General features: G+C 65.8%; 10 protein-coding genes and 2 tRNA genes. 11 read left to right on the forward strand and 1 reads right to left on the reverse strand.

Annotated features, from left to right (window positions below; genetic code table 11):
• From dnaA to BWO91_RS00055, 11 genes are all read left to right on the forward strand, one after another.
• Positions 1-1,422 carry a chromosomal replication initiator protein DnaA gene (dnaA, locus tag BWO91_RS00005; protein ID WP_064294038.1) on the forward strand — a complete coding sequence of 474 codons (1,422 nt, stop codon included), beginning with the start codon at positions 1-3 and terminating at the stop codon, positions 1,420-1,422.
• Between the two features lie 468 nt (positions 1,423-1,890).
• Complete coding sequence (dnaN, locus tag BWO91_RS00010; protein WP_064294037.1) at positions 1,891-3,042, forward strand: DNA polymerase III subunit beta; 1,152 nt, start codon at positions 1,891-1,893, stop codon at positions 3,040-3,042.
• A gap of 17 nt (positions 3,043-3,059) precedes the next feature.
• Complete coding sequence (gene gnd, locus BWO91_RS00015; protein WP_064294036.1) at positions 3,060-3,950, forward strand: phosphogluconate dehydrogenase (NAD(+)-dependent, decarboxylating); 891 nt, start codon at positions 3,060-3,062, stop codon at positions 3,948-3,950.
• A 160-nt stretch (positions 3,951-4,110) separates the two neighbouring features.
• Positions 4,111-5,340, forward strand: a complete 1,230-nt coding sequence (gene recF, locus BWO91_RS00020) for a DNA replication/repair protein RecF (RefSeq protein WP_079003766.1) — start codon at positions 4,111-4,113, stop codon at positions 5,338-5,340.
• Entirely contained in the window at positions 5,333-5,857 is a 525-nt protein-coding gene (locus tag BWO91_RS00025; RefSeq protein ID WP_064294035.1) for a DUF721 domain-containing protein, read from the forward strand. The genes recF and BWO91_RS00025 overlap by 8 nt, the downstream gene beginning before the upstream one ends.
• Before the next feature lie 123 nt (positions 5,858-5,980).
• Positions 5,981-7,990 (forward strand): DNA topoisomerase (ATP-hydrolyzing) subunit B, encoded by a 2,010-nt coding sequence (gene gyrB, locus BWO91_RS00030; RefSeq protein ID WP_064294034.1) that lies wholly within the window; start codon positions 5,981-5,983, stop codon positions 7,988-7,990.
• A 107-nt stretch (positions 7,991-8,097) separates the two neighbouring features.
• Positions 8,098-10,722, forward strand: a complete 2,625-nt coding sequence (gene gyrA / locus BWO91_RS00035) for a DNA gyrase subunit A (protein ID WP_079000358.1) — start codon at positions 8,098-8,100, stop codon at positions 10,720-10,722.
• Positions 10,712-11,119, forward strand: a complete 408-nt coding sequence (locus BWO91_RS00040; protein WP_056010202.1) for a DUF3566 domain-containing protein — start codon at positions 10,712-10,714, stop codon at positions 11,117-11,119. Before gyrA ends, BWO91_RS00040 begins: the two co-directional genes overlap by 11 nt.
• Before the next feature lie 87 nt (positions 11,120-11,206).
• Positions 11,207-11,280: transfer RNA gene (locus tag BWO91_RS00045), tRNA-Ile, on the forward strand.
• A 55-nt stretch (positions 11,281-11,335) separates the two neighbouring features.
• A tRNA-Ala gene (locus BWO91_RS00050) sits at positions 11,336-11,408 on the forward strand.
• Positions 11,409-11,482: 74 nt separating this feature from the next.
• Complete coding sequence (locus tag BWO91_RS00055; RefSeq protein WP_079000360.1) at positions 11,483-11,905, forward strand: NUDIX hydrolase; 423 nt, start codon at positions 11,483-11,485, stop codon at positions 11,903-11,905.
• A 70-nt stretch (positions 11,906-11,975) separates the two neighbouring features.
• Here BWO91_RS00055 and BWO91_RS00060 read toward each other — a convergent pair whose 3' ends face one another.
• Positions 11,976-12,500, reverse strand: coding sequence for a hypothetical protein (locus BWO91_RS00060; protein ID WP_064294029.1), 525 nt, complete (start codon positions 12,498-12,500; stop codon positions 11,976-11,978).
• Between the last annotated feature and the right edge of the window lie 26 nt (positions 12,501-12,526).

Genomic DNA, 12,526 nt, shown 5'->3' on the forward strand with positions numbered 1-12,526 from the left:
ATGTCGGACGCCGACGATGCGATCGCTGAGACCTGGCAATCGGTGCTCGAGATCCTCTCCGTCGACGACCGCATCACCCCGCCGCTCCGCGGGTTCCTCAACCTCATCGTCCCCAAGGGCATCATGGGCGGCACCTTCTACCTGGAGGTGCCCAACGAGTTCACGATGGGCATGCTCAACCAGCGCATGCGGGCACCGATCCTCGCTGCACTCGCTTCCATCGTCGACGGCGGTCCCGTCGGCAATTACGCGATCGTCGTCAACCCCGACATCGTCGAGGAACGGTACGAGCAGACCGGCTTCCAGCACATCGACCCGGCACCGCTCGAGTCACCGCAGCCGCAGCTGACCCCGACGCCCACGCTTCCGGCTCGCGAGAACGACACCCGACTCAACCCGAAGTACAGCTTCGACAACTTCGTCATCGGTCAGTCCAACCGGTTCGCGCACGCGGCCGCGGTCGCCGTGGCCGAAGCGCCGGCCAAGGCCTACAACCCGCTGTTCGTATACGGCGACTCCGGGCTCGGCAAGACCCACCTCCTCCACGCCATCGGCCACTACGCGATGAACCTCTACGCGGGGATCCGCGTCCGGTACGTGTCCAGCGAGGAGTTCACGAACGACTTCATCAACTCGATCGCCAACAACCGCGGCTCGTTCTTCCAGTCGCGGTACCGCGACATCGACATCCTGCTGATCGACGACATCCAGTTCCTCCAGGGCAAGGCGGAGACGCAGGAGGCCTTCTTCCACACCTTCAACACCCTGCACGATCACAACAAGCAGGTGGTCATCACCAGCGACCTGCCGCCGAAGGCCCTCACCGGCTTCGAAGAGCGGATGCGTTCCCGCTTCGAGTGGGGACTCATCACCGACGTCCAGGCTCCCGACCTCGAGACGCGCATCGCGATCCTGCGCAAGAAGGCGCAGAACGAGAAGCTGCACATCCCGGACGAGGTCCTGGAGTTCATCGCCACCAAGGTGTCGAGCAACATCCGTGAGCTGGAGGGCACGCTCATCCGGGTCGTCGCGTTCGCGAGCCTGAACCGGACCGCTGTCGACATGACCTTGGCCCAGACGGTGCTGAAGGACGTCATCAGCCTCGACGACGACAACGTCATCTCGCCGATCGACATCATCAACACGACGGCCGACTACTTCAAGCTCTCTGTCGACGACCTGTACGGCTCGAGCCGGTCGCAGGCCGTGGCGACGGCACGTCAGATCGCGATGTACCTCTGTCGCGAGCTCACGAACCTCTCACTCCCGAAGATCGGTCAGCTGTTCGGCAACCGGGACCACACGACGGTCATGTACGCCAACCGGAAGATCACCGACCTCATGCAGGAGAAGCGCTCGATCTACAACCAGGTGACCGAGCTCACAAGCCGCATCAAGCAGAACCTCCGCTACGGCGCCTGACGCGTCCTGGTGAACGTTCCCGGCCTCTCGGCGCACTCGGTGTGCTCGAGGGGCCGATTTCGTTCATCAGGCGACGACGAGCGCTCATTCGACGACAGGATGTGCGACCGATCTCTCCACATTCCGCCTTCGTAGCCCTGTGGATAACCTGTGGAGAGATGTGGAAGCTCCGGGCGGGCTTGTGAGTGAACATCATTCACCGACCTTCGCGTCCCACACCCTCGTGTCGTTCTCTCCACAGGCCACCACCAAGTTACACACATGTAGTTCCCTGTGTTCGAGCGGGTTCGGCGGACTTATCCACAGTTTCCACACCGGTTAAGACTGTTAACCGTTAATTCAATGATCTCTCCGCCAAACAACCTTTCCCCAGGCTCGCTTCTCCACAGCACCTCGTCCCACTCGACCCCGGAAGCAGACCCACTAGCATTGGTGACGTCATCGAGAGCCAGAGACAGGGGACTTGTCGTGCGATTCAGCGTCAACCGGGATGTATTCAGCGAAGCCGTCTCGTTCGCAGTGAAGCTGCTCCCGCAGCGCCCGACGCTGCCGATCCTGAACGGCATCCTCATCGAAGCCGGTGACGACGGTCTCATCCTGTCCTCCTTCGACTACGAGGTCTCCAGCCAGACCGGCATCGCGGCCGAGGTCGAGGAGGCCGGCACGGCACTCGTCAACGGCCGGTTGCTCTCGGAGATCGCCAGCCGCCTCCCGAACGCGCCTGTCCGGTTCAGCAAGGTCGAGAACCGCATCGAGGTCACCTGTGGTTCTGCCCGGTTCACGCTCGGATCGATGCCCGTCGAGGAGTACCCGACGATCCCGCAGGTCGACGCCGACTTCGGCCTCGTGCCCGCCGATGAGTTCGCCACCGCAGTGAGTCAGGTCGCTGTCGCCGCAAGCCGCGACGACGTGACCCCGGTCATCACCGGCGTGCAGCTCGAGGTCTCCAAGACGAGCCTCAGCCTCGTCGCGACCGACCGCTACCGCGTCGCGGTCCGCGAGATCGACTGGGACTCGGGCCAGGGAGACGGTTCCAGCGAGACGATCACGGCCCTGGTGCCGGCCCGCACCCTCCAGGAGGTCGGCAAGACCTTCGGCCACAGCGGCAACATCAACGTCGCGATCACGAATCGCGACGACCGCGAGCTCATCGCGTTCCGGGCCGACCGCAAGACGGTCACCTCGCTGCTCATCAAGGGCAACTTCCCGCCGGTCAAGCGGCTCTTCCCCGAGACGACCGACAACTACGCGATCATCAACACCGCGGAACTCATCGAGGCGACCAGGCGTATGTCGCTCGTCCTCGAGCGCGAAGCGGCCCTCCGCTTCACCTTCACCATCGACGGCCTCACGCTCGAGGCCGTCGGATCCGAGCAGGCGCAGGCATCCGAGGGCATCGACGCCCTCCTCACCGGCGACGACATCGTGCTCTCCCTCAAGCCGCAGTTCCTGATCGACGGTCTGACCGCGGTCCGGAGCGAGTACGTGCGGTTCTCGTTCACGAAGACGGAGAACACGAACAAGCCGGGACCCATGCTCATCACGAGCCAATCCTCCAAGGATCAGCCGGGTGCCGACAGTTACAAGTACCTGCTGCAGCCGAACCTGCTGCTGCGCTGACACGCAAAGGATCCTCCATGCACATCGGTCTCGTCGGTCTCGGCAAGATGGGCAACAACATGCGCACGCGTCTGCGTGCGAACGGCATCGAGGTCACCGGTTTCGACCGGAACCCCGATGTCACCGACGTCGCGACGATCAGCGACCTCGTCGCTGCGCTCCCGGCACCTCGCACGGTCTGGGTCATGGTCCCCGCCGGGGCCATCACCGACTCGGTCGTCGAGGAGCTGAACGGCCTGCTCGAGGCCGGCGACCTGATCATCGACGGCGGCAACAGCCGCTTCACGGACGACTTCAAGCACGCTGAACTGCTGTCGGCGAAGGGCATCGACTACATCGATGCCGGCGTCTCCGGCGGTGTCTGGGGTGTCGACAACGGCTACGGCCTCATGGTCGGCGGTTCCAAGGAGCAGGTGGAGCGGGTCATGCCCGTCTTCGACGCCCTGCGCCCCGAGGGCCCGCGCGATGAGGGCTTCGTCCACGTCGGAGAGGTCGGCGCCGGCCACTACGCGAAGATGGTGCACAACGGCATCGAGTACGCGCTCATGCAGGCGTACGCCGAGGGCTTCGAGCTCCTCGACAAGCGCGAGGACATCATCAAGGACGTCCCCGGCACGTTCAAGGCCTGGCAGCGCGGCACCGTCGTCCGGTCCTGGCTGCTCGAGCTCCTCGTCCGCGCCCTCGAGGAGGACCCGGACTTCGAGCAGATCGAGGGCTACGTCGAGGACTCGGGTGAGGGCCGCTGGACGATCGAGGAGGCCATCGCGAACGCGGTGCCCGTCCCGACCATCTCGGCATCGATCTTCGCCCGCTTCGTGTCGCGCCAGGAGGACTCGCCGGCCATGAAGGCGGTCGCCGCACTCCGCAACCAGTTCGGCGGACACGCGGTCAAGAAGGCCGACGACTGACGACACGACGTCTCCTGACGAACGAAATCGACCCTCCCGGAGCATTCCGCTTCGCTGGAGGGTCGATTTCGTTCACCCTGCGTCGTCGTGACGGCCGCGCTCGGACGTCCGACGGCGCCCCGACCCGTTCGGCGTCAGGGCGAGGCGGTAGGGTGACGTGGTGATCGTGCGGCACTTGAATCTCACCGACTACCGCAACTACGCGGTGGTCGACGTGGCGCTCGAACCCGGACCCAATCTGTTCGTGGGTCGCAACGGCCAGGGCAAGACCAACCTCGTCGAGGCGATCGGATACCTCAGCAGCCTCGGGTCCCATCGGGTCTCCTCTGAACAGGCGCTCATCCGACACGGTGCCGACGCGGCGATCATCAGGGCACGCATCGTGCACGAAGGTCGTGAGCTGCTCGCCGAGGTGCAGCTCAACCGGGGTTCGGCCAACCGCGCCCAGGTGAACCGGTCCCAGATCAAGCCGCGCGAACTGCCGCGGTACGTGTCCACCGTGCTGTTCGCCCCGGAGGACCTCCTGATCGTCCGAGGCGACCCGTCTGCGCGCCGGCGGTTCATCGACCAGCTCCTCGTGCAGCGGATCCCTCGCCTGGCCGGCGTGATGGCCGACTACGACCGCTCCCTGAAGCAGCGGAACTCCCTCCTCAAGTCGGCGAGGGCGCGCGGGCTGAAGTCCGGGCCCCTGGCGACGCTCGACCTCTGGGACGACCGGCTCGTGCAGTACGGCACGGAGATCATCGCCGAACGTCTGCAACTCCTGGCCATGCTCGGTGGGCCACTGCGTGCCGCGTACGAGGCCGTGGCCGGCGACGATCACCGACCGGTCCTCCTGCCCGTGCTCAGTATCGCCGGCACCGATGCCGAGGACGAGTCGGCGGCCGCCGATCCCACGGAAGGCGTGGAGCCGGGCGCCCCTGTCGATCTTGCGCGCATCGCGGAACGGTTCCGTGCGGCGCTCGCGCAGCGTCGGTCGGCCGAGCTCGAGCGGGGTCTGACGCTCGTCGGGCCACACCGCGACGACGTGTTCTTCGGTCTCAACGGGCTGCCGGTCAAGGGGTACGCGAGCCACGGTGAATCGTGGTCGTTCGCGCTCGCCGCCAAACTCGCCTCAGCCGAGCTCCTCCGCGCCGACTCGTCCCTCGGTGATCCGGTGCTCATCCTCGACGACGTCTTCGCCGAGCTCGATGCACGTCGCCGGGAACGCCTCGCGGCCGCGGTCGCGGAGTACGACCAGGTCATCATCACCGCAGCCGTGTTCGACGACGTCCCCGAACGGTTCACCGCGCACGTCGTGCGCATCGAAGCCGGACGGATCGTGGACGGTCCGGACGGGGCGGCCGGCCCAGTGAACGAGGCGCTCACCACGGAGTCGACGCATGACTGAACCGCGTCGACTCGGACGGGACGCCGACCCGGCGGGGGAACTGTCCGCCACGGTGTACCTCCGGTTCAAGGAGATCTTCGGCGGCGAACGGGTCTCCCGTGATCGCAAGCGCCGGGAACGCTCGGCCGAGGGGCCGCAGGACTCGGTGCCGTACGGTGTCGGACGCGACCCCAAGGGCCTCGGGACGGTCATCGATTCACTGACCGCCGGACTCGGGTGGAACTCGCCACTCGCCCAACACGAGGTTCTCGGGAACTGGGCGGAGTTGTGCGGCGAGGACACCGCCAGGTACTCCGAACCGGTGTCGATCGCGGACGGCGTCCTGCTCGTCCAATGCCAGTCGACGGCCTGGGCGACACAGTTGCGACACATGCGCCACGAGATCCTCGTCCGCATCGCCGAACGCTATCCAGACGCCGGTGTCGACACGATCCGTTTCCAGGGCCCCGGAGCACCCTCCTGGAAAAGAGGCCCCAGGTCGATTCCAGGGCGTGGTCCACGCGATACTTACGGCTAGGGAGGCAAATACGGCCTCCGGGCATGGAAAAGTGCCTCAAACGGGCGTTTTCTCGCGGCTTCACGGGGTCTGTTTGGTAGGATGGAACGGTCGAATCTCGACGGTTTGGAGCCCTCTTTTCCTATGACATCAGAACCCAACACGCACGCCCAAGACTCTGATTACGGCGCAAGTGCCATCCAGGTTCTCGAAGGTCTCGAAGCCGTCCGGAAGCGGCCCGGTATGTACATCGGGTCCACCGGTCCACGTGGTCTGCACCACCTGGTCTACGAGATCGTCGACAACTCCGTGGACGAGGCCCTCGCCGGCTACTGCGACACGATCCTCGTGACCATCCTGGAGGACGGCGGCGTCCGCGTCATCGACAACGGTCGAGGCATCCCGGTCGACATCCACCCGGTGGAGAAGAAGTCGACCGTCGAGGTCGTCCTGACCATCCTGCACGCCGGCGGCAAGTTCGGCGGCGGCGGGTACGCGGTCTCCGGCGGGCTCCACGGCGTCGGTTCGTCCGTCGTCAACGCGCTGTCCACGCGCCTCTCCGTCGAGGTCCGTCGTCAGGGGTCGGTCTGGCGCCAGAGCTTCCAGCACGGTGTCCCCGACGCCCCGCTCCACGAGGACGAGCCGTCCTCCGAGACGGGCACCACGATCACCTTCTGGCCGAGCGCCGAGACGTTCGAGACGACGGAGTTCGACTACGAGACGCTCCGGACCCGCTTCCAGCAGATGGCCTTCCTCAACAAGGGCCTCCGCATCGAGCTCGCCGACGAGCGTCCGTTGCGCGACGCCATCGAGGCCGACGACGTCGACGACAACTCGGCGGCACACTCGCAGCGCAAGGACGTCTTCTTCTACGAGCGCGGTCTCGAGGACTACGTCGAGTACCTGAACAAGGCCAAGCGGGCCGAGCTCGTCCACGACGAGATCATCTCCTTCGAGTCGGAGAACACCGAGCGCAAGATCGCGCTCGAGGTCGCGATGCAGTGGACGACGGCGTACAACGAGAGCGTCCACACCTATGCGAACACGATCAACACGCACGAGGGCGGCACCCACGAAGAAGGGTTCCGCGCGGCGCTCACCACGCTCGTGAACCGTTACGCACGTGAGAAGGGCATCCTCAAGGAGAAGGACGACAACCTCTCCGGCGACGACGTCCGTGAGGGCCTCACGGCCGTCATCTCCGTCAAGCTCTCCGAGCCGCAGTTCGAGGGACAGACGAAGACCAAGCTCGGCAACACCGAGGCGAAGGCGTTCGTGCAGAAGGTCGTCAGCGAGCAGCTCAACGACTGGTTCGACCGCAACCCCAACCAGGCCAAGGAGATCATCCGGAAGGCGCTGCAGGCCGCGACCGCTCGACTCGCCGCCCGCAAGGCCCGCGAGACGGCCCGTCGCAAGGGCCTCCTCGAGGGTGGCGGCATGCCCGGCAAGCTCAAGGACTGCCAGTCGAAGGACCCGTCGCTGTCCGAGATCTTCATCGTCGAGGGTGACTCCGCAGGCGGCTCCGCCGTGCAGGGTCGCAACCCGGAGACCCAGGCGATCCTCCCGCTCCGTGGCAAGATCCTCAACGTCGAGAAGGCACGCCTCGACCGCGCCCTCGCGAACAACGAGGTCCAGGCCATGATCACGGCCTTCGGTGCCGGCATCGGTGAGGACTTCAACCCCGACAAGGTGCGCTACCACAAGATCGTGCTCATGGCCGACGCCGACGTCGACGGCCAGCACATCACGACGCTGCTGCTGACCCTCCTGTTCCGCTACATGCGCCCGCTCGTCGACCTCGGATACGTGTACCTCGCGCAGCCGCCGCTCTACCGCCTGAAGTGGTCGAACGCCGACCACCAGTACGTGTACAGCGACCGCGAACGCGACGCCCTCCTCACCGACGGTGTCGCCTCGGGCAAGCGCATCCCGAAGGAGAACGGGATCCAGCGCTACAAGGGTCTCGGCGAGATGAACTACAAGGAGCTGTGGGAGACCACGATGGACCCGCAGACGCGGACGCTCCTCCAGGTCACCCTCGACGACGCCGCGGCTGCCGATGAGATCTTCTCCACGCTCATGGGCGAGGACGTGGAGTCCCGCCGGACCTTCATCCAGAAGAACGCGAAAGACGTCCGCTTCCTCGACATCTGAGTGGCACGAACCACCCTCATCCACCGGTCACTGAGCTTGTCGAAGTGATCCACCTCGCACCAGACAGGCCCTTCGACAAGCTCAGGGACCAGGAGAAGTAAGAGAACATGGCAGACGAAACCAACGACGAGATCACGGTCCCGGACGAGGACCACGGCGTGCACGGACGGATCGACCAGGTCGACCTGCAGCTCGAGATGCAGCGCAGCTACCTCGACTACGCGATGAGCGTCATCGTCGGCCGCGCCCTGCCCGACGTCCGCGACGGCCTCAAGCCCGTCCACCGCCGCGTGATCTACGCGATGTACGACGGCGGCTACCGCCCCGACCGCTCGTTCTCCAAGTGCGCGCGCGTCGTCGGCGACGTCATGGGTCAGTTCCACCCGCACGGTGACACCGCCATCTACGACGCGCTCGTGCGCCTCGTCCAGCCGTGGAGCATGCGGTACCCGTTGGCGCTCGGCCAGGGCAACTTCGGCTCACCGGGCAACGACGGCGCGGCAGCCCCTCGATACACCGAGACGAAGATGGCCCCGCTCGCCATGGAGATGGTGCGCGACATCGACGAGGAGACCGTCGACTTCCAGCCCAACTACGACGGCGAGTCCCAGGAGCCGGTCGTCCTGCCGGCGCGCTTCCCGAACCTCCTCGTCAACGGGTCCGTCGGCATCGCGGTCGGCATGGCGACGAACATCCCGCCGCACAACCTCCGCGAGGTCGCCGACGGTGCCCTCTGGCACCTGGCGAACCCCGAGGCCAGCCGGGAAGAGCTCCTCGAGGCGCTCATGCAGCGCATCAAGGGGCCGGACTTCCCGACCGGCGCGCAGATCCTCGGTGTCAAGGGCATCCAGGACGCCTACCGTACGGGTCGCGGTTCCATCACGATGCGGGCCGTCGTGAACGTCGAGGAGATCCAGGGTCGGACCTGCCTCGTCGTCACCGAGCTCCCGTACCAGGTGAACCCCGACAACCTCGCGCTGAAGATCGCCGACCTCGTCAAGGAGGGTCGTCTCGGCGGCGTCGCCGACATCCGCGACGAGACCTCCGGTCGCACCGGCCAGCGGCTCGTCATCGTGCTGAAGCGCGATGCGGTCGCGAAGGTCGTCCTCAACAACCTCTACAAGCACACGCAGCTGCAGGACAACTTCGGCGCGAACATGCTCGCGATCGTCGACGGCATCCCGCGGACGCTGCCGCTCGACGGGTTCATCACCAACTGGGTGACGCACCAGGTCGAGGTCATCGTCCGCCGCACCGTGTTCCGACTCCGCAAGAAGGAGGAGCGCGCACACATCCTCCGCGGCTACCTGAAGGCGCTCGACGCCCTCGACGAGGTCATCGCGCTCATCCGCCGTTCACCGTCCGCCGATGAGGCACGCACGGGCCTCATGGACCTCCTCGAGATCGATGAGCTCCAGGCCAGCGCGATCCTCGACATGCAGCTGCGTCGTCTCGCCGCCCTCGAGCGTCAGAAGATCATCGACGAGGCAGCCGAGATCGAAGCGCAGATCGCCGACCTCAAGGACATCCTCGCGAAGCCGGTCCGCCAGCGCGAGATCGTCAGCGAGGAACTGACCGCGATCGTCGACAAGTACGGCGACGACCGCCGCACCGAGATCATGTTCGGTTTCGACGGCGACATGAACATGGAAGACCTGATCCCCGAAGAGGAGATGGTCATCACCGTCACCCGCGGCGGGTACATCAAGCGCACGCGGAGCGACAACTACCGTCAGCAGCACCGCGGTGGCAAGGGCGTCAAGGGTGCCCAGCTGCGCGCGGACGACGTGGTCGACCACTTCTTCGTGACGACGACGCACCACTGGCTCCTCTTCTTCACCACGAAGGGCCGCGTGTACCGCGCGAAGGCCTACGAGCTGCAGGAGGCCGGCCGCGACGCCAAGGGCCAGCACGTCGCCAACCTGCTCGCCATGCAGCCGGATGAGGAGATCGCCGAGATCCTCGACATCCGCGACTACGAGGCCGCGACGTACCTGGTCCTCGCGACACACGACGGCCTCGTCAAGAAGACGGCGCTCTCGGAGTACGACACCAACCGTTCGGGCGGCATCATCGCGATCAACCTGCGCGAGGGCGACGAGCTCACCTCCGCGCTGCTCGTGGAGAACGACAGCGACGTCCTGCTCGTGTCGCGCAAGGGCATGTCGATCCGCTTCACGGCGAGCGACGAGACCCTGCGGCCGATGGGACGCGCGACGAGCGGCGTCATCGGCATGCACTTCCGCGACGACGACAAGCTGCTCTCGGCGTCGGTGCTGCCGTCCGTCGAGGGTGAGGAACGCGAGGCGTTCGTCTTCGTCGTGACCGAGGGCGGCTACGCGAAGCGCACCAACATCGACCAGTACCGCGGCCAGAATCGCGGCGGTCTGGGCATCAAGGTGGCCAAGCTGAACGACGATCGAGGCACCCTCGCGGGCGCCCTGATCGTCGACGAGAGCGACGAGGTCCTTGTGGTTCTTGCCAGTGGCAAGGTGGTAAGGTCTGCCGTGGCCGAAGTTCCAGCGAAGGGGCGCGACACGATGGGCGTCGTCTTCGCGCGTTTCGCGGAGAGCGACCGAATCATCGCGCTGGCCAAGAACAGTGACCGAAACCTTGAGACCCAGGATGTTCCGGAGACGGTTGCAGACGCAGCCGCCTCGGAGGGTGCAGAACCCGAGGCATCCGTGCCGGACGAGACTCCGGCGATGAAGGAAGAAGTAGATGAGCAGTAGCGTCGCAGAGAAGTTGGCCAAGAAGTCGACCAAACGCACCAGCACCAAGCAGGTGCGCCTGAAGCTGGTGTACATCGACTTCTGGTCGGCGGTGAAGCTGTCGTTCCTGGCGGCGATCGCGGTCGCCGTGGTCATCGTGGTGTTCTTCTTCCTCGTCTACACCGTGCTGAACACCACCGGTGTCTTCACGAAGGTCGGTGGCCTGTTCACCGACATCGCGGGCCCGGGGAACAACATCCTGCAGTACGTCAACCTGCCGCAGGTCATGGCCTTCGCGGGCATCGTGGCGCTGCTCAACCTCATCGTCATCACGCTGATGGGAGCCCTCCTCGCGGGGCTCTACAACCTCAGCGTGAAGATCACGGGTGGCCTGCTCGTCGGGTTCACCAACAACTGACGCTCGGTCGGGTCGGCGCCGCGCCGTGCGGCGCCGCCCGATTATGAGTTGCGGCGGGAATCGGGTAGTCTCAACAAGGTTCAAAACGGGGCTATAGCTCAGGCGGTTAGAGCGCTTCGCTGATAACGAAGAGGTCCCAGGTTCAAGTCCTGGTAGCCCCACCCTGCACGACCAGTAACACACCGATTGGATCGGATCCCCGGATCTGTTCCATCCGGGGCCTTAGCTCAGTTGGTAGAGCGCCTGCTTTGCAAGCAGGATGTCGGGAGTTCGATTCTCCCAGGCTCCACAGTCCAGAAACGCCCTCGGCAGACGCCGGGGGCGTTCTCCGTTGTCGCGGGGCCCGGCGGTTAGGCTGGCGGCATGGATATCCGCGTCGCTGCATATGCCGTCATCGTCGACGAACGGGGCATGCTGCTCTCCCATTGGAACGAGAGCGGACACAGCGGATGGACGCTCCCCGGCGGCGGGATCGACCCCGGTGAGGACCCGGCCGACGCGGCGGTCCGCGAAGTGTTCGAGGAGACCGGCTACCACGCCGAGCTCGACGAGCTGATCGGCGTCGACTCGCAGGTCGTGCCGGTCGAGCGCCGGCTCAGCACGGCTGCCTCCGGGCCGCTCCACACGCTGCGCATCGTGTACCGGGCGCACCTCGTCGGCGGCACGCTGACCTACGAGGCCGACGGCAGCACTGATTATGCCGCGTGGTACCCGCTCGAGGAGGTCGGCTCACTCGACCGTGTCAGCCTGGTCGACGTCGGACGACGCTTCGCCGGCCTCATCTGAGCACAGCCGTCACAACACGAAGCCCCTCCCCGGTCGGAACCGGCGAGGGGCTGCGTCGTGCGATGCGGGATCAGGAAGCGGCAGGCTCCTCGTCGGAGACCCACAGCTCGTCGTCTGCGCGGAACGTCTGCCAGACGGCGTAGGCGACACCGGCAGCGGCGAGGACGCCGAGGCCGATCGCGATGACGGTACCGGCGCTCGCGCCCTTCTTGGCGGGCAGCACCTGCTCGGGGACGTGAAGGCGGCGGAGGGCTGCCTGCACGCGGGTGTCCTTGGCGATGTCGCCGATGCTCAGCACCGTGCCGACGACGCCACCGACTGCGGGGACGACGCCATCCGAGATGCCCTTCTTCACGCCGTCGACGGCGTTGCGGGAGACCTTGATCCCCCGGTCGACCGTCGGGACGACGCGGTGCTCATAGGTGTCGCGGACGACGGGGACCACCTGCTCCTTCGAGAAGTTCCCGAGCTGACGGCTCACCTCACGAGCGACTTCGTTGGCGTGGTTCAGGACATCCTGCTGGGAGTCCCAGAGGTCGGCAGCGGAACCCTTGAGCTTCTTGAGCTCTTTCCGGCGCTTGCGTGACAGGCTCATGTGGTCATCTCCAATGATCGCGGCAA

The sequence above is a fragment of the Plantibacter flavus genome, assembly GCF_002024505.1.
GTDB lineage: Bacteria > Actinomycetota > Actinomycetes > Actinomycetales > Microbacteriaceae > Plantibacter > Plantibacter flavus_A.

What these genes read in the sequence shown, in the direction of transcription:
- gyrA (WP_079000358.1), top strand. Translation starts at nt 8,098, where the DNA reads ATGGCAGACGAAACCAACGACGAGATCACGGTCCCGGACGAGGACCAC.
- BWO91_RS00060 (WP_064294029.1), bottom strand. Translation starts at nt 12,500, where the DNA reads ATGAGCCTGTCACGCAAGCGCCGGAAAGAGCTCAAGAAGCTCAAGGGT.
- gnd (WP_064294036.1), top strand. Translation starts at nt 3,060, where the DNA reads ATGCACATCGGTCTCGTCGGTCTCGGCAAGATGGGCAACAACATGCGC.
- BWO91_RS00025 (WP_064294035.1), top strand. Translation starts at nt 5,333, where the DNA reads ATGACTGAACCGCGTCGACTCGGACGGGACGCCGACCCGGCGGGGGAA.
- BWO91_RS00040 (WP_056010202.1), top strand. Translation starts at nt 10,712, where the DNA reads ATGAGCAGTAGCGTCGCAGAGAAGTTGGCCAAGAAGTCGACCAAACGC.
- BWO91_RS00055 (WP_079000360.1), top strand. Translation starts at nt 11,483, where the DNA reads ATGGATATCCGCGTCGCTGCATATGCCGTCATCGTCGACGAACGGGGC.
- gyrB (WP_064294034.1), top strand. Translation starts at nt 5,981, where the DNA reads ATGACATCAGAACCCAACACGCACGCCCAAGACTCTGATTACGGCGCA.
- dnaA (WP_064294038.1), top strand. Translation starts at nt 1, where the DNA reads ATGTCGGACGCCGACGATGCGATCGCTGAGACCTGGCAATCGGTGCTC.